The organism is Pseudomonas sp. WS 5059, assembly GCF_012985525.1.
Lineage (GTDB): Bacteria > Pseudomonadota > Gammaproteobacteria > Pseudomonadales > Pseudomonadaceae > Aquipseudomonas.
Map to the genome: position 1 here is coordinate 722,342 of NZ_JAAQWO010000002.1, position 19,332 is coordinate 741,673.

At 60.9% G+C, this 19,332-nt stretch carries 16 protein-coding genes and 1 pseudogene; 7 read left to right on the forward strand and 10 right to left on the reverse strand.

Annotated elements, in window-relative coordinates; genetic code table 11:
* Positions 1–6 precede the first annotated feature (6 nt).
* The 5 genes from HBO12_RS08030 to HBO12_RS08050 are packed head-to-tail and all read right to left on the reverse strand — an operon-like array spanning position 7 to position 5,335.
* On the reverse strand, positions 7–999 hold the full coding sequence (locus tag HBO12_RS08030) for an AAA family ATPase (RefSeq protein WP_170041885.1): 993 nt from the start codon (positions 997–999) through the stop codon (positions 7–9).
* Positions 996–2,153, reverse strand: a complete 1,158-nt coding sequence (locus HBO12_RS08035; protein ID WP_170041886.1) for a DUF4350 domain-containing protein — start codon at positions 2,151–2,153, stop codon at positions 996–998. The genes HBO12_RS08030 and HBO12_RS08035 overlap by 4 nt, the downstream gene beginning before the upstream one ends.
* Complete coding sequence (locus HBO12_RS08040; protein WP_170041887.1) at positions 2,150–3,679, reverse strand: DUF4129 domain-containing protein; 1,530 nt, start codon at positions 3,677–3,679, stop codon at positions 2,150–2,152. Before HBO12_RS08040 ends, HBO12_RS08035 begins: the two co-directional genes overlap by 4 nt.
* Positions 3,666–4,646: a stage II sporulation protein M gene (locus tag HBO12_RS08045; RefSeq protein ID WP_170041888.1), complete on the reverse strand. Its 981-nt coding sequence runs from the start codon at positions 4,644–4,646 to the stop codon at positions 3,666–3,668. Before HBO12_RS08045 ends, HBO12_RS08040 begins: the two co-directional genes overlap by 14 nt.
* Positions 4,643–5,335, reverse strand: a complete 693-nt coding sequence (locus HBO12_RS08050; protein ID WP_170041889.1) for an RDD family protein — start codon at positions 5,333–5,335, stop codon at positions 4,643–4,645. The genes HBO12_RS08045 and HBO12_RS08050 overlap by 4 nt, the downstream gene beginning before the upstream one ends.
* 211 nt (positions 5,336–5,546) lie before the next feature.
* On the opposite strand from HBO12_RS08050, the gene sbcB reads away from it, so the two are divergent.
* Entirely contained in the window at positions 5,547–6,974 is a 1,428-nt protein-coding gene (gene sbcB, locus HBO12_RS08055) for an exodeoxyribonuclease I (protein WP_170041890.1), read from the forward strand.
* 89 nt (positions 6,975–7,063) lie between these two features.
* On the opposite strand, the gene mvaT is transcribed toward sbcB, so the two are convergent.
* Positions 7,064–7,438 carry a histone-like nucleoid-structuring protein MvaT gene (gene mvaT / locus HBO12_RS08060; RefSeq protein ID WP_029295469.1) on the reverse strand — a complete coding sequence of 125 codons (375 nt, stop codon included), beginning with the start codon at positions 7,436–7,438 and terminating at the stop codon, positions 7,064–7,066.
* A 349-nt stretch (positions 7,439–7,787) separates the two neighbouring features.
* Here mvaT and purU point away from each other — a divergent pair, with 349 nt between their 5' ends.
* Positions 7,788–8,636: a formyltetrahydrofolate deformylase gene (purU, locus tag HBO12_RS08065; protein ID WP_169954651.1), complete on the forward strand. Its 849-nt coding sequence runs from the start codon at positions 7,788–7,790 to the stop codon at positions 8,634–8,636.
* A 71-nt stretch (positions 8,637–8,707) separates the two neighbouring features.
* Complete coding sequence (locus HBO12_RS08070) at positions 8,708–8,905, forward strand: hypothetical protein (RefSeq protein WP_169954652.1); 198 nt, start codon at positions 8,708–8,710, stop codon at positions 8,903–8,905.
* A 62-nt stretch (positions 8,906–8,967) separates the two neighbouring features.
* Here HBO12_RS08070 and HBO12_RS28710 read toward each other — a convergent pair whose 3' ends face one another.
* Together HBO12_RS28710 and HBO12_RS28715 are read right to left on the reverse strand one after the other, a co-directional pair.
* On the reverse strand, positions 8,968–9,732 hold the full coding sequence (locus tag HBO12_RS28710) for a methyl-accepting chemotaxis protein (protein ID WP_371923390.1): 765 nt from the start codon (positions 9,730–9,732) through the stop codon (positions 8,968–8,970).
* 93 nt (positions 9,733–9,825) lie between these two features.
* A pseudogene (locus tag HBO12_RS28715) lies at positions 9,826–10,857 on the reverse strand (cache domain-containing protein); the annotation flags it as partial.
* Between the two features lie 197 nt (positions 10,858–11,054).
* Between HBO12_RS28715 and HBO12_RS08080 the strand changes: the two are divergent.
* Complete coding sequence (locus tag HBO12_RS08080) at positions 11,055–12,533, forward strand: helicase HerA-like domain-containing protein (RefSeq protein ID WP_170041960.1); 1,479 nt, start codon at positions 11,055–11,057, stop codon at positions 12,531–12,533.
* A gap of 129 nt (positions 12,534–12,662) precedes the next feature.
* Here the strand turns inward: HBO12_RS08080 and HBO12_RS08085 are convergent, their stop codons facing one another.
* Positions 12,663–13,118 carry a DUF721 domain-containing protein gene (locus HBO12_RS08085; RefSeq protein ID WP_169954654.1) on the reverse strand — a complete coding sequence of 152 codons (456 nt, stop codon included), beginning with the start codon at positions 13,116–13,118 and terminating at the stop codon, positions 12,663–12,665.
* A 308-nt stretch (positions 13,119–13,426) separates the two neighbouring features.
* Between HBO12_RS08085 and secA the strand changes: the two genes are divergently transcribed.
* The 3 genes from secA (at position 13,427) to HBO12_RS08100 (ending at position 18,503) form a co-directional block, all read left to right on the forward strand.
* Positions 13,427–16,162: a preprotein translocase subunit SecA gene (gene secA, locus HBO12_RS08090; protein WP_170041891.1), complete on the forward strand. Its 2,736-nt coding sequence runs from the start codon at positions 13,427–13,429 to the stop codon at positions 16,160–16,162.
* A 120-nt stretch (positions 16,163–16,282) separates the two neighbouring features.
* Entirely contained in the window at positions 16,283–17,500 is a 1,218-nt protein-coding gene (argJ, locus tag HBO12_RS08095; protein WP_170041892.1) for a bifunctional glutamate N-acetyltransferase/amino-acid acetyltransferase ArgJ, read from the forward strand.
* Positions 17,501–17,558: 58 nt separating this feature from the next.
* Positions 17,559–18,503, forward strand: coding sequence for a Nudix family hydrolase (locus tag HBO12_RS08100; protein WP_170041893.1), 945 nt, complete (start codon positions 17,559–17,561; stop codon positions 18,501–18,503).
* Positions 18,504–18,753: 250 nt separating this feature from the next.
* Here HBO12_RS08100 and HBO12_RS08105 read toward each other — a convergent pair whose 3' ends face one another.
* Positions 18,754–19,332 carry a cob(I)yrinic acid a,c-diamide adenosyltransferase gene (locus HBO12_RS08105; protein WP_170041894.1) on the reverse strand — a complete coding sequence of 193 codons (579 nt, stop codon included), beginning with the start codon at positions 19,330–19,332 and terminating at the stop codon, positions 18,754–18,756.

Genomic DNA, 19,332 nt, shown 5'->3' on the forward strand with positions numbered 1-19,332 from the left:
GGCATGTCACTGGCGTGGCGCTGGCACTTGGTCGAGCAGTTGGGCCAGTACCTGATCCACCTCGAGGCCTTCGATATCCAGCTCCGGGGCGATGCGTACGCGATGGCGCAACACTGCCAGCGCGCAACTCTTGATGTCGTCCGGGGTCACGAACTCGCCACCGCGCAGCAGAGCCCGGGCGCGGGCACCACGTACCAGGGCGATGGAGGCGCGAGGCCCGGCGCCAAGGGCCAGGCCGGGCCAGGTGCGGGTGGTACGGGCCAGGCGCACGGCGTAGTCGAGTACCTGGTCATCCAACGGCAGCTCACTGGCGACCTGTTGCAACAGCAGTACATCATTGGCTTGCAGCACGGTGCGCAATGGCTGTACGTCGAGCATGTCGGCGCGGGAGGAACGAGTCACTTCGCGCACCATATCCAGCTCTTGCTGCGCCTCTGGGTAGTCCATGCGTACCTTGAGCATGAACCGGTCGAGTTCGGCCTCCGGTAGTGGGTAAGTGCCTTCCTGTTCGATGGGGTTCTGGGTGGCCAGCACCATGAACGGCTGGCCGATGGGCAAGGCTTCACCCTCGAGAGTGACCTGTCGTTCCTGCATGGCTTCGAGCAGGGCGGCCTGGGTTTTCGCCGGGGCCCGGTTGATCTCGTCCGCCAGGAGCAAATGGGTGAACAACGGCCCTTTGCGCAGCTTGAATTGCTCGGTGTGCAGGTCGTACACCGCATGGCCTGTGACATCGCTGGGCATCAGGTCCGGGGTGAACTGGATGCGTGCGAAGTCGCCGTCAAAGCAGCGCGCCAGGGCCCGTACCAGCAAGGTCTTGCCCAGGCCGGGTACGCCTTCGAGCAGCACATGGCCGCCGGCGATCAACGCGGTCAGTACGTCATCGATCACCGCGTCCTGGCCAATCACTGCCTTGCGCAACTCGGTGCGCAGCGCCTGGGCGAGTTGGGTGGCGCGCCCGGTGTCGAGGGTATTGGGTAAATCCACTGGAGAATCGCTCATAGGGCATTCCTGAGGGTTTGCAGGCAGGCCACCTGGCGGCTGAAATCGGCGCTGGAAAGCCGTTTTGCCGGGAGTGGGCCCAGGGCCTGGCTGATAATTGAAGCGGGTTGGCGGGTCAGGCGTTCAAGGGCCTGCCATTGTCCTGCGGTATCCAACTGTTCGAATCCGGGGTGGCGGCGACGTGCGGTACGCAGGATGTCGCGCTGCAAGGCTTGCAACAGGCTGTTTTGCCCGCTGCGGCGCAGCAGGAAGTCGGCACTGGCATTCAGGTGTTCCTGCAGCTGACGGCGGGCTTTCGGGGCTGGCGCCTGGATGGGCCCCTGGCGCACGCCGGCGCGCCACAACCCCAGCAGAATCAAGGCGGCCAGTGCTACCAGGGCCTGGGGGAAATACCGCAGCACCAGACTGAACAGGTTTTCGACGTCCGTGTTCGATAGCAGGGTGACATCGCTGCCCTGGGTCAGGTACCACAGCAGCCAGGCGTTGTCGTGCAAGCCGATGGCCGGGGTCTTCCACAGCTCGCTGTCGGTGATCACTGTTACACGACCCAGCCCGAGATCGAGTTGCATCAGGTGGCTGGACTTGGCGCTGTTGGCCGAAAACTGTGCCAGGTGCCTGGGGTCGATCAGGGTGAAGTCAGTGTCGAAACTGAAAAACGCCGGCGCGGTTTCGTTATCGACATACAGCCGTGTCAGGTCCGGTTTCTTGTTCTTGCGGGCGGGGGGCGGCTGGTCAAAGCCATCGCTGAAGGCCTGGCGCAACTGCAGGCGATCGAGCAGCAGGTCGCCGCTGTCCTGGGTTTCTTCATCCCATATGGCTTCGGCCACCAGCAGCAGATGGCCGCCAGCCTTGGTCCACTCCAGCAACTGATCAACCTGGCGCGGGGTCATGTTGCTGCGTTCGCTGAGCAACAGCAGGCTGCCGCCCTTGGCGGGCAGGGTGGCCAGGCGTTCCAGGCTGCGGGCATGCTCGACGGCCAGGCCTTGCTGGCGTAGGAAGTGTTCCGCCGCCAGGTAGGGGTTGGCCTGGGCTTCAGGTGAGGGCCCGCGGTCAACCACTTCTTCGTAGGGAATCGCCTTGTGCCAGGCATAGAAGCCCCCGGCCGTCAGCAGGCAAGCCAGGATCAGTCCAATCCAGATCAGTGGCCGGTTCATCGCGCGGCCTCGCTGTCGAACAAGCTGCGCCAACCGGCGCAGAGCTGTTGCTGGGCCAGGGCAGGCGGTATGCGATGGCCGTAGGCGAGGTTTTGCCAGTGCCGGGTCAGGTCGTCGCTAAAGGCCAGCAATTGCGGCTGTTGCAAGTGGCGCACCCGTTCCAGGACCTGGCCTTCGGTATCGGCGTTTTTCAGTGGCAGGTGGAAGTCATGCAGCAGCCGGCTCAGCAGGCCGCGATACAGCAGGCCAAGGGCCTCGCGGGGCTGTGTGGCCCACAGTTGTTCGGCGGCACCGGCAATATCCTCGGGCAAGGTCTGCACGCCCATGTCCAGGCCGAACAGTTGCGACGGCACGGGCTGCACGGCCTTGGGGCGTTGGACGCGGCGGCGACTGACAAAGGCGTGCAGCCAATCACGATAACGCCAGGCAACCAGGGCAATGCCGGCGATCAGCAGGCCCCAGAGCAGCACCTCCATCACCAGGGCCAGGGGCTTGAAGGTGTCGCTGTTGAGATTGTCCAGCAAGGATTTGAGCCAGGCCGGCAGATGGGCACCTCCCGGGGACTTGGCGTTGCTGCTGCTCTTGTCCTCGCCGAAACGGTAGTGGGTAACGGTTTGCGGATTCTTGAACGGGGGTTGTTCCAGCAGGCGCTTGATCGATTGACTGGCTTGCGGCGTGCTCAACGGTTTTGAGTCGACCGGCGGGTTGGCCATGGCCTGGGGCGTTGGCGCGATCACTAGCAGGCCGACAGCCAACAACAGGGCGGCCACTGCCGACCCCAGGCGCTGGCGCAGGCGGCGGAACACCAATTCCAGGTCCCAGGCTTCAAGCACGGTACGCCGGTTCAGGTAGAGGCTGAATCCACATGCCACGTAGATCGGCTCCCAGAACACCAGGATCAGGGCGTAGAAGGCATTGCTCAGGTGCTCCAGCCAGAGCCAGTCCTGGCTGCTGGCCAATGCCAGTTGCTGCCAGTCCCAGTCCAGCTCTACCTGTTGCGGCAGGAACAGGTAGAACAGCGCCATCAAGCCGATCCACAGCGCCGTTTCCAGGTGCATGCCGATCAGCGTCAGCCAGCGCGCCGCGCCGGCATTGCGTTGCAGGAGCACACCCAGCCGTTGTTGGCGGGCCAGGCCGCCGAGGCCCTCAAGTTGCATCACGGGCATGGCAAAGCTGCGACTGAGGCTAAAGCGCCGCCAGGTCAGGCTGGCCAGCAGTTGCCCCTTGAGCAGCCGTGGCCATTGGCGCAGCGCCTGTTTGAGAGTCGGCGTCTCGCCAAACAGCGCTTTGGACAGGATATACAGCGGCAGGCGCTCAAAGGCCGGTTTCAACCACCAGAACAACAGCACGGCAACGGAGGGGTAGTCCCACAGCACGACGCTGATCAGGATAAAAATCGGCAGGCTGACCAAGGCCCAACTGCTCATCAAGAGCACGCGGTGCTCACGGGCGAGCAACACTCCGAGGTCCATGGCTTCCCACGAGGAGCGGGGGCGAATCACCACGCTGGCGTCACTCAGGCGCATGACGACTCCTGCCGGCGAACAGCAGATAGGCGATCACCATCGCCCAGAGCGCCGCGCCCACCAGGTATTTGCCCCAGGGCTCCACGGCCGTGGTGGAGGACCAATAGGCTTCTATAAAGGCCGCGATCAGCAGGAACAGAATCACCCCGCAGATCATTTGCACGCTCTTACCGGCTGCCAGGCGCAGTGCTTCCCCCCGGGGCAATGCTCCCGGTGCGATCAACGCCCAGCCCAGTTGCAGGCCGGCCGCACCGGCCAGGGCGATGGCCGTCAGTTCAAACGCGCCGTGGCCGATGACAAAGGACCAGAAGGTTTGCCCGTAGCCGATTTCGGTCAGGTGCCCGGCGATGGCCCCGATCATCAGGCCATTGAAAAACAGGAAGAACACGCTGCCCAGGCCAAACAGCAGGCCGCCGGCAAAGGTCTGGAACGCGATGCCGATGTTGTGCATCACGTAGTAGCCGAACATCATCCAGTCCTCACTCGAGGCCCGCTCGGCCGCGCGCCCCAGGCGACTGGCGTCGGGGTCGTACATGGTTTGCATCTCGGTCACTTGCTGGGTACTGACGATGGTGTAGATCAGGTCGGGGAACAGATAGACCAGCAGGGCGATGCCAACCAGGCTGCCAAAGAACAGCAGGCTGGCCACCAGCACGAAGCGCCATTGTTCGCGGACCGTGCGGGGAAAGTCGGCCAGCAGGAAGCCCAGGACCTTGGCGCCGAGCTGGCTGCGATGGCGATACAGCTGTTGATGGCCGCGCAGGGCCAACTGTTGCAACGGGTCTACCAGGTAGCTGCTGTAGCCACGCTCCTGCGCCAACGCCAGGTGCTGGCACAGGCGTCGGTAATCATGGGGGAAGTGCGTCAGCTCCTGGGCCTTGGCCTTGCCTTGCTCAAGCAATGCCAGTTGCGCGGCAAAGGCTTGCCAGTGCGGCTGGTGACGGTTTTCGAACAGGCTCTGTTTCATGTCGGCCCCAGCAGGCCGCGGGCCACGCCATTGAGCTGGTCCACGGCGCGTGCCGGGGAAACCTGCAAGGGCGTGGCCAGAATCGCCGCCAGCTCTTGGGTGCGCTCGGCGGACAGTTCACCCTGGCGCTCGGCAAAACCGAGGATCGCGCGCTGCTCGTTCAACGCCAGGGCAAAGGGCAGGCGCAATGCCGGGGCCTGGGGCAAGAGAGGGCGGGCCACGGGCTGTTCGCGGTAAACCACCAGGGTCCCGGCTGCGATGTCGCCCAGGCGTTTGAAGTGGGGATGTTGCAGGCAACTGATGGCGCCGAGGAAATAGCCGAACGGCAACATATCGACAAAACGCAGCAGGTTGCGGATCAAGGAGGCGGACCAGCCAATGGGCGTGCCGTCATCCTGTACCACGCGCAGGCCCATGATCTGCTTGCCCGGTGAACAGCCCTGGTTGAGCACTTCGAACAGCACCATGTACCACCAACTGACGAGGAACAGCAGGATCGAGCCCAGGCCGATGCCCAGGTCGCCGAGAAACGCCAGGGCGATGAACAGGATGCCGAGGATCAGGCCGCGCAGGCCCAGGTCGAAGCCGAATGCCAGCGCCCGGGGCATCAGCCCGGCGGGGCGCAAGGGCAGGTCGATGCCTTCCGGGGTCTCGATCTGGTAGCGAGTGTCCAATGGGGCGGTGGGCATTGCGTTCCCTGGCAGTGCGGCGTGGCTGGGCATGGGCAACCTCATCGGGCGGCCGGCGAAAATGAGAGGTCGATGCTAGCAGTGTCATCGCTGCAAGTAACACCTGAAAATGCGCCAAGGTTTCACTGAATGTTTATCCAGTGCATATGGCGCTGGCCCCGGGCGGCGTCCAGCGCCTAGACTTTGTCGGTCTTCAGCACAGGAATAGCCCGTGACCTCGATCTTCTGGTACGACTATGAAACCACCGGCATCAACCCGCGCAGCGACCGCCCGCTGCAGGTTGCGGGAATTCGCACCGATCATGACCTCAACGAGGTAGGGCCGCCGGTCAACCTCTATTGCCAGCCCAGCGACGATATCCTGCCGCACCCGGCGGCTTGCATGATCACCGGCATTACCCCTGGCCAACTGGCGGAAAAAGGCCTGGCCGAAGCCGACTTCATGACGCGGGTGCATGCTGAGCTGGCGGCCCCCGGCACTTGCGGCGCGGGTTACAACACCCTGCGTTTCGACGACGAAATGACCCGCTACAGCTTGTACCGCAATTTTTTCGACCCCTATGCTCGGGAATGGCAGGGCGGCAACAGTCGTTGGGACTTGATCGATGTGCTGCGCACGGCCTATGCCCTGCGCCCAGACGGAATCGTCTGGCCCGAGCAGGACGGGCGCGTGACCCTCAAGCTGGAGCGCTTGACCCAGGCCAACGGGATCGACCATGGCCAGGCCCACGAGGCCTTGGCCGACGTGCGCGCCACCATTGCCCTGGCGCGATTGGTCCGGGAAAAACAACCCAAGTTGTACGACTGGTTGTTTCAACTGCGCAGTAAACAGCGGGTCATGGATCAGATCCGCCTGTTGCAGCCCATGGTGCATATTTCCGGGCGTTTTTCTGCCGAGCGTCATTACCTGGGAGTGGTCCTGCCGTTGGCTTGGCATCCGCGCAATCGCAACGCGTTGATTGTCTGTGACCTGGGGCTCGACCCACAGGGCCTGCTGGACCTGGATGCCGAAACCCTGCGCCGGCGCCTGTACACCCGGCGCGATGAGTTGGCCGACGGCGAATTGCCGGTGCCGCTCAAATTAGTGCATATCAATCGTTGCCCGGTGGTCGCGCCGCTGAGTGTATTGCGCGCGCAAGATCAGCAGCGTTTGAACCTGGACATGCCTGAATATCAGGCCCGGGCGCTGCGGCTAACTGACGCACAGGAACTTTGGCGGGATAAATTGCCGGCGATTTATGCCGAAGAAGATTTCGCCGCCAGCGCTGACCCGGAGCAACAGCTCTACGATGGTTTTATTGGTGATCGGGATCGGCGGTTATGTGAACAAGTCCGCACTGCCGAACCTGCGCAACTAGCGCGCCAGCAGTGGCCTTTTGATGATCATCGTTTGCCGGAATTATTGTTTCGCTATCGTGCCCGTAACTTTGCGTACACCTTGGACGATGAAGAGCAACAACGCTGGAAATTGTTCTGTCAGCAACGCTTGTCAGACGCGGATTACGGTGCCCCCAATACCCTCGAGAGTTTCAATAAGGCCAGGCTTGAATTGGACGTTAGTGCTACATCGTTTCAGCGCCAGGTACTGGATGAATGGCAAGAATATGTTGATGCTTTACGCCGGCGGCTGAGCCTGTAATCGACCTTTGATAAACAGTGGGCAATAAAAAACGCCAGCGAACTGGCGTTTTTTATTGTGTCGCGAATCAGGTGGCGACCTGGCGAGCCTTAGCCCAGCAGGGTAGCCCAGCCTTCAACCACGTCACCGCCCCACTTGGCTTTCCACTCTTTCAGAGTTTTGTGGTTGCCACCTTTGGTTTCAATCACTTCGCCGTTGTGCGGGTTTTTGTACTGCTTGACCTTACGCGCGCGCTTGGTGCCGGTAACTTTTACCGCGCCGCGTGGGGCTTTAACTTTCGATTCCGGATCCAGCAGCGCAATGATGTCACGCAGGGACTTGGAGTATTCACCCATCAGGGTGCGCAATTTGCCTTCGAATTCCAGCTCGGTTTGCAGTTTGTCGTCTTGGGACAGATTCTTCAAACGGGCTTGCAGCTCTTTGATAGCTTCTTCGGTGGCACGGTATTCGTTGATCAGGGACATGTGGACTACCTTATGCGGGGCGCTGAGGGACAGGGATAGTGGCCTAATAATAGTCAGACAGTTTCCCCAAGTAAACATTTAAGCTCGGTTTTATGTAATTTACTTTGAATGTTTGTAGCCAGAGGCTCGGAGTGCATTATTTAGTGCGCTCGAGCGGCTAAAGATATTCTCCTTAGATCTTGGGTAATTGTGGTAACAGATGCTTGTACACACATAACGCCCAGGTAAAAACCGTACTCTGTTTAGGGACACCACAAGGAATTGCGCGAATAAGCGTTGAGGAATACTGCAGTTTTTCTACGGTATCGCTAGAATGGCGGCCTTTGCGAAGTTCTGGAGTTTGCCCCTAATGCGCACTTTTCGTCTGGTGATTGCCTGCCCGGATCGGGTTGGTATCGTCGCTAAAGTCAGTAACTTTCTGGCCTCTCACAACGGCTGGATCACCGAAGCGAGTCATCACTCGGACAATCTCAGCGGTTGGTTTTTCATGCGCCACGAAATCCGTGCCGACACGCTGCCCTTTGGCCTGGAGGCATTTCGCGAGGCATTTGCACCGATCGCCGAAGAGTTCTCGATGACATGGCGCATCACGGACACCGAGCAGAAAAAGCGTGTGGTCCTGATGGCCAGCCGCGAGTCCCATTGCCTGGCGGACTTGCTGCACCGCTGGCACAGCGATGAACTGGACTGTGAGATCGCTTGCGTGATTTCCAACCACGATGACCTGCGCAGCATGGTCGAGTGGCACGGCATTCCGTACTACCACGTGCCGGTCGACGCGCAGAACAAACAGCCAGCCTTCACCGAAGTCTCGCGCCTGGTCGAGCAGCATGAAGCGGACGTCGTGGTGCTGGCGCGCTACATGCAAATCCTGCCGCCGGAACTGTGCCGCGAATATGCAGGCAAGGTGATTAACATCCACCACAGCTTCCTGCCGTCGTTTGTCGGGGCCAAGCCGTACCACCAGGCGTCCCTGCGCGGTGTGAAGCTGATTGGCGCAACCTGCCACTACGTCACCGAAGAGCTGGACGCAGGTCCCATCATCGAGCAGGACGTGGTACGCGTCAGCCATAGCGACAGCATTGAAGACATGGTGCGCTTCGGCCGCGATGTCGAGAAGATGGTCCTGGCCCGTGGCCTGCGCTATCACCTGGAGGACCGCGTGCTGGTACACGGCAACAAGACTGTAGTGTTCTGATAAAGCAAAAAGGGCCTGGGCGTTAAATCACCCAGGCCCTTTTTATTTGTGTCAGCTATGAGGGTCGAACGATGAGTGATCCCCTGGATAAAGCCACGTCCAAGGCACCCGCCACCTTGGGCGAGGGTTGCTTGAGCCGCTACGATCCGGATGCCCTGGATGCCGAGGACGGCACGGATTTCCCCGACGCCGCCCGGTTGTGGGAGCAATTGCAGGAAGAGTCAGAGCCGCACGACAAGCCCGGCCCTGGCAAACACAACGCAGATTGAATGTAGGAGCTGTCGAGCCTGATCGAGGCGGCTCCTACAGTTGATTTGCGATGTCCTCGGGTTTAGATACGGAAGCTCCCCACCAGTTGTTTCAAGCGTGCCGCTTGCTGCTCCAGGTCAGAGCAGGCGCGCAAGGTGGATTGCAGGTTTTCCACGCCTTCCTGGTTGAGCGTATTGATCTCGGTGATATCGATGTTGATCGACTCCACCACCGAGGTCTGCTCCTCGGTGGCGGTGGCCACCGATTGGTTCATGCCGTCGATTTCCCCGATACGCTGGGTCACGCTGCTCAGGCGTTCGCCTGCCAGGTTGGCGATTTCTACGCTGTCGAGGCTGTGGCGCTGGCTTTCGCTCATGGTGCTGACTGAGTCTCGGGCGCCGACTTGCAGCTCCTCGATCATCTTTTGCACCTGTTGCGCCGACTCCTGGGTGCGATGGGCCAGGTTGCGCACCTCGTCGGCCACCACCGCAAACCCGCGTCCGGCTTCCCCGGCGCGCGCCGCCTCGATGGCCGCATTGAGCGCCAGGAGGTTGGTTTGCTGGGAAATACTGGTGATCACTTCGAGGATCTGCCCGATATTCACGGTCTTGCTGTTGAGCGCCTCGATATTGCTGCTGGAGGCGCTGATCATTTCGGACAGTTGCGTCATGGCCTTGATGTTGCGCTCCACCACTTGCTGGCCATCTTCGGCCAGGTGGCGGGCATCGCTGGCCTGGTGCGAGGCCTGCGCGGCATTACGGGCAATTTCCTGGGCGGCGGCGCCCAACTGGTTGATCGCTGCCGCGACACTGTTGGTGCGGTTGGCCTGTTCGTCGGAGTTGACCATCGACGAGTTGGAGGCGCTGACCACGCGCAACGCCACTTCATTGACCTGGCCGGTGGCGGAGGACACTTCGCGAATCGAGGTGTGAATCCGTTCCACAAAGCGGTTGAAGGCTTTGCCGAGGATGCCGAATTCGTCATGGTTCTGGATCGTCAGGCGGCGCGTGAGGTCGCCTTCGCCATCGGCGATGTCTTCCATGGCCCGGGTCATTACATGCAGCGGTTGCATCAGCACGCGGATCAGCATGCCCAGCAACGCAATGATGATCGCCACGGCAATCACGGTGGCAATGATGGCCGAAGTGCGGAATTCGCTGAGCATGGCGAAGGATTTGTCTTTATCTACTGACAGACCGATATACCAGTTCACCGACGGCAAGCCCTTGATCGGGGCAAAGGTGACGATGCGGGTTTTGCCATCGACCTCTATTTCGCTGAAGTCAGCACTGATCTTGATGGTCTGGTTCGGGTACGCCTCGCCCAGGGTCTTCATCACCAGGCTTTTATCCGGGTGCACCAGAATCTTGCCGTCGGCACTGACCAGGAACGCATAGCCCATGCCGCCGAAGCTCAGGGCGCCGATGTTGTCCACCAGGGTTTGCAGGCTCAGGTCACCGCCCACCACGCCGACGCTTCGCCCGGCCTGGCTGCTGGGAGTGGCGATGGAAATGATCAACTGGCCGGTGGCCGCGTCGATATAGGGTTCGGTCAGGGTCGAGCCATTGCTGGCCTGGGCGCCTTTGTACCAGGGACGTGCACGCGGGTCGAAGCCGTCGGGCATCTTCGCGTCGGGGCGGATGGTGAAGCCGCCTTTGCTGTCACCCAGGTAGGTTGCCATGAACGATGACGTCAGGGCTTTCTGCTCGAGCAGGTTGGCGACCACACTCGGCTCGGGATTGATGGCGATGTTCTGGGCGGCGTTTTCCACCAGGACAATACGCCCGGCCAGCCAGCTCTGGGTATTGCTGGCGGTGACGCCGCCCATTTCATGCAGGTAGCTGTCGAGGTCGTCGCGAATCGCGTTTCGTTGCAGGTAGTCGTTGTACAACGTGAACAACGCAAATGCGGCAATGACGATAAGGGCGGCTGCAAGCAGGATTTTGTGGCTGAAGCGCAGATTTTTATTCATGGCTCGTCGTGTCCGCTAAGGTCTTAATGTCCGAGGCGCGTCTTTTATGGAAACGCACAAATGGCAGCGTTAAATAAAGTGTGATATTTCCATCTGCTCCTGCAGGAATTATCCGGTCTAACTTTTTTAGACTTTTTGGGTCTCTCGCTTTGTCTGTATCGACCGTGCAGCGCTAAAGATTAACCATGGGTGACAAAATGCCTGACTCCTCGCAACTTCTTATTGGCGCAGACCTTGAAGGCCAGCCCATTGCCCAGGCCATGCGCCTGGCTAATCGCCATGGCCTGATTGCCGGCGCCACCGGCACCGGCAAGACCGTGACGTTGCAGCGGCTGGCGGAGGCGTTCAGTGATGCTGGCGTCGCGGTGTTCGCCGCCGATATCAAGGGTGACCTGTGTGGCCTCGGCGCCGCGGGCAACCCCCAGGGCAAGGTGGCCGAGCGGATTGCCGGCATGCCTTTCCTGAATTACGCACCTAAGGCATATCCGGTAACTCTGTGGGATATCCACGGTCAGTCCGGTCATCCACTTCGTACAACCTTGAGCGAAATGGGCCCACTGTTGCTGGGCAGCCTGCTGGAGTTGACCGACAGCCAGCAGTCGACCCTCTATGCAGCGTTCAAAGTGGCAGACCGCGAGGGCTTGCTGCTGCTGGATCTCAAAGACCTCAAGGCCCTGCTCAACCACCTCAAGTTCCACCCCGAGCTGCTGGGCGATGATGCTGCCCTGATGACCACTGGCTCCAGCCAGGCTTTGCTGCGGCGCCTGGCCGTGCTGGAGCAGCAGGGCGCCGAAGCCCTGTTCGGCGAGCCGGCGCTGCAACTGGAAGATATTCTGCAACCGGCCAGCGATGGGCGAGGGCGCATTCATCTGTTGGATGCCAGCCGCCTGGTGCACGAGTCGCCCAAGGTCTATGCGACCTTTTTGCTGTGGCTGCTGGCGGAGCTGTTCGAGCAGTTGCCGGAGCGCGGGGATGCCGACAAGCCGCTGCTGGCGCTGTTTTTCGACGAGGCGCATTTGCTGTTTGCCGATACGCCCAAGGCCTTGCAGGACCGCCTGGAACAAGTGGTGCGGCTGATTCGCTCCAAAGGCGTGGGGGTATATTTTGTCACCCAATCGCCGGGCGACTTGCCGGACAACGTGCTGGCCCAGTTGGGCTTGCGGATCCAGCATGGCCTGCGCGCATTCACCACCAAGGAACAAAAATCCCTGCGGGCGGTGGCCGATGGTTTTCGGCCGAACCCGGCGTTTGATGCGCTGGCGGTGTTGACCGAACTGGGCACGGGTGAGGCGCTGGTGGGCACGCTGCAGGAAAAAGGCACGCCTGAGGTAGTCCAACGGGTGCTAGTGGCACCGCCGCAATCACGGATCGGGCCATTGACCGCCGCCGAGCGTACGGCCTTGATCGCCAGTTCGTCGCTTTTGGGGCGCTACGACAAGCCGGTTGATCGTGAGTCGGCCTATGAAGTGCTGATGGCACGCAAGGAACTGGGACCTGCGGCAAGTGCTGCGCCTGCCGCTGAAGAACCGAGCTTCACCGACAAGGCCGGCGCGTTCCTGGGAACCACCGCGGGCAAGGCCCTCAAGTCTGCGATGCAGCAGGCGGCCAACCAGATGGGCCGCCAGTTGGTGCGCGGGCTGTTGGGGTCCTTGCTTGGCGGTAGCAAGCGTAAGTAGCCATCAAGGTCTATACAACCCATTGTGGGAGCGGGCTTGCCCGCGATTGCGGTGTCTCAGTCGATACATGTGCCGACTGGCACGCCGCAATCGCGAGCAAGCTCGCTCCTACATGGGGTTGTGCAGTGTTCAGGCCTTGGGCTTGCCATGACTGGCCAGCCGCTCCAGCGCCGCACGCAGCTTTGGATCGCTAATCCCGTCCGCCGTCGCCTGGATGGTTTCGGCGGCATTCACCGACAAATCCATGGTATGCCCCACCGCACCTTGCTGTACGGTCGGTGGCTGGACCTTGAACTGAATGCGCAGCAGGCTGGCAAACACATCAAACGCCTGTAACTGGCGCTGCAAGCGTTTTTGCTGGTAGCGCAGGCGGGTCGCCCAATGCCCATCGGTGACGATCAGCAGGAGCGTGCCTTCACGCCATGACGCCACATGACAGTGCTCGCGGGCCGCAGGTTGCAGTTGGGTTTCCAGGAGGCGTTGCAGGTGGCCCAGGCGTTGCGCATGGCCAAAGATGGCTTTTAACGGCTTGGCTTCGCGCAGCAACACGGCGGGAGCACGGGCCGTAAGAGGGCGAAATGCCATGATCTAGACACCTTAGGTAACAGAGCGGCCATGGTAGCAGAAAGCGTGTGCGGCACCTTGGTCATTGCTTTGTCAGCAGTTTATCCATTAAATCAATAAGTAACTTCTCGCTCGAATGGGTTGAAGTTCAGCAAAAAGCCCTTATTTTAAACAAGCCCTCCCGTAACGCTGTGTCTGCATCGTGGAACAACGCCACTTTCCTCACCCTCGTTTCCGGGTAGAATGCTCGTTCGCATGCGGCCGTGAGGGCTGCTCGGGCGACTTACGGGGCGCCCCTTCATCCCTAATGTGTGGAAGAACCTGCCGATATGTTTGCGCCTTTGTTAAAGAAACTTTTTGGAAGCAAGAATGAGCGCGAAGTCAAACGCATGCTCAAGACGGTGCAGCTGGTCAATGCCTTCGAAGAGCAGATGGTTGCTTTGTCGGACGAGCAATTGCGCGCCAAGACCGAAGAGTTCAAGGCCCGCATAGCCAAAGGTGAAACCCTCGACAAACTGCTGCCCGAAGCCTTTGCGGTCGCCCGCGAAGCCGGTAAGCGGGTGATGGGCATGCGCCACTTCGACGTCCAGTTGATCGGCGGCATGACCCTGCATGAAGGCATGATCGCCGAAATGCGTACCGGTGAAGGCAAGACCCTGGTAGCAACCCTGGGTGTTTACCTCAACGCACTGTCCGGCAAGGGCGTGCACGTTGTGACGGTGAACGACTACCTGGCCCGCCGGGACGCCAACTGGATGCGCCCGCTGTATGAATTCCTCGGCCTGACCGTCGGCGTGGTAACGCCGTTCCAGCCGCCGGAAGAGAAGCGCGCCGCCTACGCCGCCGACATCACCTACGGCACCAACAACGAATTCGGTTTCGACTACCTGCGCGACAACATGGCGTTCAGCATGGAAGAAAAATTCCAGCGCGAACTCAACTTTGCCGTGATCGACGAAGTCGACTCCATCCTCATCGACGAAGCCCGTACCCCGCTGATCATCTCCGGCCAGGCCGAGGACAGCTCGCGCCTGTACACCGAGATCAACAAGCTGATCCCGCGCCTTGAGCAACATATCGAGGAAGTGGAAGGCGTGGTGACCAAAGAAGGTCATTACTCCATCGACGAGAAGACCCGCCAGGTCGAGCTCAACGAAGCCGGTCACCAGTTCGTCGAAGAGATGCTGACCCAGATCGGCCTGCTGGCGGAAGGCGAAAGCCTGTACTCGGCACACAACCTGGGCCTGCTGACCCACGTGTATGCCGGCCTGCGCGCCCACAAGCTGTTCCACCGCAACGTTGAATACATCGTCCAGGACGGCCAGGTGGTACTGGTCGACGAACACACCGGCCGTACCATGCCCGGTCGTCGTTTGTCCGAAGGCCTGCACCAGGCCATCGAAGCCAAGGAAGTGCTCAATATCCAGGCCGAGAGCCAGACATTGGCCTCGACCACCTTCCAGAACTACTTCCGCCTGTACAACAAGCTGTCCGGCATGACCGGTACCGCTGATACCGAAGCGTTCGAATTCCACCAGATCTACGGTCTGTCGGTGATGGTCATCCCGCCGAACAAACCGCTGGCGCGTAAAGACTACAACGACCTGGTGTTCCTGACCGCTGACGAGAAATACGCGGCCATCGTCGCCGATATCAAGGAGTGCATGACCCACGGCCGTCCGGTCCTGGTGGGTACTGCCACTATCGAAACTTCCGAGCACATGTCGAGCCTGCTCAACAAGGAAGGCATCGAGCACAAGGTCCTCAACGCCAAGTTCCACGAAAAAGAAGCCGAGATCATTGCCCAGGCCGGTCGCCCGGGCGCACTGACCATCGCCACCAACATGGCCGGTCGTGGTACCGACATTCTGTTGGGCGGCAACTGGGAAGTGGAAGTGGCTTCCCTGGACAACCCGACCCCTGAGCAGATCGCCCAGATCAAGGCCGACTGGCAGAAACGCCACCAGGCGGTGCTGGAATCCGGTGGTTTGCAGGTGATCGCGTCCGAGCGCCATGAATCGCGCCGTATCGACAACCAGCTGCGTGGCCGTGCCGGTCGCCAGGGCGACGCCGGTTCCAGCCGCTTCTATCTGTCCCTGGAAGACAGCCTGATGCGTATCTTCGCCTCGGATCGGGTGAAGAACTTCATGAAGGCCCTGGGCATGCAGTCCGGTGAAGCGATCGAGCACCGCATGGTGACCAACGCCATCGAAAAGGCCCAGCGCAAGGTCGAAGGCCGCAACTTCGACATTCGTAAGCAATTGCTGGAGTTCGATGACGTCAACAACGAACAGCGTAAAGTGATTTATCACATGCGTAACACGTTGCTGGCCGCCGACAACATTGGCGAAACCATCGCCGACTTCCGTCAGGACGTGCTCAACGCCACTGTCAGCGCCCATATCCCGCCACAGTCCCTGCCTGAACAGTGGGATGTTGCCGGCCTGGAAGCGGCGTTGAAGAGCGACTTCGGTGTCGATCTGCCGGTCCAGCAATGGCTCGACGAAGACGACCACCTGTACGAAGAAACCCTGCGCGAAAAACTGATGGCCGAACTGCTGGCCGCGTACAACGAGAAAGAAGAGCAAGCCAGCGCCGAAGCACTGCGCACCTTCGAGAAGCAAATCGTTCTGCGCGTGCTGGACGACCTGTGGAAAGACCACTTGTCGACCATGGACCACCTGCGTCACGGCATCCACCTGCGTGGCTACGCGCAGAAGAACCCGAAGCAGGAGTACAAGCGCGAGTCGTTCACGCTGTTCTCCGAGTTGCTGGATTCGATCAAGCGCGATTCGATTCGTGTGCTGTCCCATGTTCAGGTGCGTCGCGAAGACCCGATCGAGGAAGAAGCCCGTCTGCGTCAGGAAGCCGAAGCCCTTGCCGCGCGCATGCAGTTCCAGCATGACGAAGCACCAGGCCTTGAGTCGCCGCAAGTGTTGGGCGAAGAGGTCGATGTGGCCCTGGCCCAGGCGCCGGTACGCAATGAGCAGAAGCTGGGCCGCAACGAGCCGTGCTGGTGCGGTTCGGGCAAGAAGTTCAAACACTGCCACGGCGAAATCAATTAAGATTTTTGCCTGAAGCTGCAATACCCCGCGCCGCGACCGGCATCAGCCGTCGCGGCGTTTTGCCATTTAATCACCGTCGACGACGACGGTGCAGACATCACATCGTTAAGGAGCGCATTCATGGCTGTTGGTCTTGGTCCTTTGCCCACGTTGCACCCGGTTGCCGGTTTTGAACTCGGTATCGCTTCGGCCGGTATCAAGCGCCCCGGGCGCAAAGACGTGGTAGTGATGCGCTGTGCCGAAGGTTCGACCATCGCCGGCGTGTTCACCCTGAACGCGTTTTGCGCGGCGCCCGTGATCCTCGCCAAGCAACGTGTCGAAGGCCCGGTGCGCTACCTGTTGACCAACACCGGCAATGCCAACGCCGGCACCGGCGAGCCTGGCCTGGCTGCGGCTGCGCGCACCTGCGCCAAGCTGGCGGAGTTGACCGGCGTGGACGCCAGCCAGGTACTGCCGTACTCCACCGGGGTGATCGGCGAGCCGTTGCCCGTGGAAAAAATCGAAGGCGCATTGCAAGCCGCGCTGGACGACCTGTCCGTGGATAACTGGGCGGCAGCGGCCACCGGGATCATGACCACCGACACCTTGCCCAAGGGCGCCAGCCGCCAGTTCGTGCATGAGGGCGTGACCGTCACCGTGACCGGCATCAGCAAAGGCGCGGGCATGATTCGCCCGAACATGGCGACCATGCTCGGCTACATCGCCACCGACGCCAACGTCTCCCGGGACGTGCTGCAGAACCTGCTGCTCGATGGCGCCAACAAGTCGTTCAACCGCATCACCATCGACGGCGATACCTCGACCAACGACTGCTGCATGTTGATTGCCACCGGCAAAGCCAACCTGCCGCAAATCACCTCGTCCAACGGTCCGCTGTTCGCGGCGTTGAAGCAGGCAGTATTTGAAGTGTGCATGGACGTGGCCCAGGCCATCGTGCGTGACGGCGAAGGCGCGACCAAGTTCGTCACCGTTGAAGTCAACGGCGGCGGCAACCACCAGGAATGCCTGGACGTCGGCTACACCGTGGCCCACTCGCCGCTGATCAAGACCGCGCTGTTTGCGTCCGACCCGAACTGGGGCCGGATCCTCGCCGCGGTTGGCCGTGCCGGCGTGCCGAACCTGGATGTGAGCAAGATCGACGTGTTCCTCGGCGATGTGTGCATCGCCAGCCGTGGCGCCCGTGCCCAAACCTACACCGAAGCCCAGGGCTCGGCGGTGATGCAACAGGAAGAAATCACCATCCGTATCGAACTGGGGCGCGGTGAGTGCAGCGAAACGATCTGGACCACCGACCTGTCCCACGAGTACGTGAAGATCAACGCCGAATACCGCACCTGATACCTGTTCGGGGCATTGGCAATGCCCCGGCAGGCGCCGGCTTAGAGGACGTAATACCGTGAAACGAGTTCATGTAGCAGCCGCAGTCATTCGCGGTACCGATGGCCGGATTTTGCTCGCGCGTCGTGCAGACACCCAGCACCAGGGCGGCCTATGGGAGTTTCCAGGAGGCAAGGTGGAGGCCGATGAATCGGTTTTTGCCGCACTGGGCCGAGAACTGCAGGAGGAACTGGGTATCCAGGTCACTACCGCACGACCGTTGATCCAGGTTCAGCATGATTACCCGGACAAGCAGGTGCTGCTGGATGTCTGGGAGGTTTCGGCGTTTACCGGCGAGCCCCATGGCGCAGAAGGGCAGCCTCTTGAATGGGTGGCGCCACGGGACTTGCAGAGCTACGAGTTTCCAGCGGCCAACGCACCAATCGTCGCTGCTGCCCGCCTGCCCGCCGACTACCTGATCACCCCAGGCGAACTGGAAACCCCGGTGCTGTTGCGCGGTATCCAGAAAGCCATTGCCGGTGGCACCAAGCTGATTCAGTTGCGCGCGCCCAATGGCTACGACCCCAAGTACCGCGACCTGGCGGTGGATGCAGTGGGGTTGTGTGCCGGCAAGGCGCAGTTGATGCTCAAGGGGCCATTCGAATGGCTCGGCGACTTCCCTGCGGCGGGATGGCACATGACTTCGGCGCAACTGCGCAAATACGCCAGCAAAGGCCGGCCGTTGCCCAAGGACCGCTGGTTGGCGGCGTCTTGCCACAATGCCGAAGAACTGGCATTGGCCGAATTGATGGACGTGGACTTCGTCACTCTGTCACCGGTGCAGCCGACCCAGACTCACCCTGATGCGCAACCTCTGGGTTGGGAGCAGGCGGCGCAGTTGATCAAAGGCTTCAGCAAGCCCGTGTTCCTGTTGGGTGGGGTTGGGCCTGACGAGCGGGAGAAGGCCTGGGAGAGCGGGGCGCAGGGTGTTGCGGGGATTCGGGCGTTCTGGCCTGAGGTGTGAGTCGTCAGTGCTGGCCCCATCGCAGGCAAGCCAGCTCCCACATTGAAATGTATTCACAAATCAAAATGTGGGAGCGGGCTTGCCCGCGATGAGGCCCGCTCAAGCAATACAAAATCCAGCATTAACCTCGGTGCGGCCTAGCCGCTTGCCACAAAATCCCCCACATTGGAGTGTATTCACAAATCAAAATGTGGGAGCGGGCTTGCCCGCGATGAGGCCCGCTCAAGCAACACAAAATCCAGCAATAACCTCAGTGCGGCTTAGCCGCCGCCTGCCACAAAATCTCTGCAACCCCTTGCCGCCTGGCAATCACCCTTGCTGCCACAAACAGCAAATCCGATAGCCGGTTGATGTACGCCAAACCTACCCCCTCCAACGGCTCCAGTGCATTCAATTGCTGGCAGCGCCGCTCGGCGCTGCGGGCCAGGCTACGGCACACATGGGCCTGGGCAATCAGCGCCGAACCACCGGGCAGGATGAAGTTTTCCAACGGCCCCACTTCTTCATTCCAGCGATCAATCGCCGCTTCCAGCCGGTCCACCTCGCCCGCATTGAGCGCCTTATAGACCGGCATTGCCAATTCGCCACCCAGGTCAAACAGTCGATGCTGGCAGGGTGTCAGTACCTCGATCACATCCTTCAACGCCGGATGCTGGCAGCTTTGCTCCTCAAGCCCGGCCAGCAGCAGGCCCAATTGGCTGTTGAGGCTGTCCACCTCTCCGATCGCCTCCACCCGGGGGTGATCCTTGGGCACGCGGCGGCCGTCACCCAGGCCGGTTTCGCCTTTGTCGCCGGTACGGGTGTAAATTTTCGACAGGCGAAAGCCCAT

Bases quoted from the DNA above. Each gene is read 5' to 3' on its own strand.
- HBO12_RS08080 (WP_170041960.1), top strand. From the start codon at position 11,055: ATGCCTGACTCCTCGCAACTTCTTATTGGCGCAGACCTTGAAGGCCAG.
- purU (WP_169954651.1), top strand. From the start codon at position 7,788: ATGCGCACTTTTCGTCTGGTGATTGCCTGCCCGGATCGGGTTGGTATC.
- HBO12_RS08070 (WP_169954652.1), top strand. From the start codon at position 8,708: ATGAGTGATCCCCTGGATAAAGCCACGTCCAAGGCACCCGCCACCTTG.
- secA (WP_170041891.1), top strand. From the start codon at position 13,427: ATGTTTGCGCCTTTGTTAAAGAAACTTTTTGGAAGCAAGAATGAGCGC.
- mvaT (WP_029295469.1), bottom strand. From the start codon at position 7,438: ATGTCCCTGATCAACGAATACCGTGCCACCGAAGAAGCTATCAAAGAG.
- HBO12_RS08035 (WP_170041886.1), bottom strand. From the start codon at position 2,153: ATGAACCGGCCACTGATCTGGATTGGACTGATCCTGGCTTGCCTGCTG.
- argJ (WP_170041892.1), top strand. From the start codon at position 16,283: ATGGCTGTTGGTCTTGGTCCTTTGCCCACGTTGCACCCGGTTGCCGGT.
- HBO12_RS08050 (WP_170041889.1), bottom strand. From the start codon at position 5,335: ATGCCCACCGCCCCATTGGACACTCGCTACCAGATCGAGACCCCGGAA.
- HBO12_RS08105 (WP_170041894.1), bottom strand. From the start codon at position 19,332: ATGGGCTTTCGCCTGTCGAAAATTTACACCCGTACCGGCGACAAAGGC.
- HBO12_RS08045 (WP_170041888.1), bottom strand. From the start codon at position 4,646: ATGAAACAGAGCCTGTTCGAAAACCGTCACCAGCCGCACTGGCAAGCC.
- HBO12_RS28710 (WP_371923390.1), bottom strand. From the start codon at position 9,732: ATGGTCAACTCCGACGAACAGGCCAACCGCACCAACAGTGTCGCGGCA.
- HBO12_RS08085 (WP_169954654.1), bottom strand. From the start codon at position 13,118: ATGGCATTTCGCCCTCTTACGGCCCGTGCTCCCGCCGTGTTGCTGCGC.
- HBO12_RS08030 (WP_170041885.1), bottom strand. From the start codon at position 999: ATGAGCGATTCTCCAGTGGATTTACCCAATACCCTCGACACCGGGCGC.
- HBO12_RS08040 (WP_170041887.1), bottom strand. From the start codon at position 3,679: ATGCGCCTGAGTGACGCCAGCGTGGTGATTCGCCCCCGCTCCTCGTGG.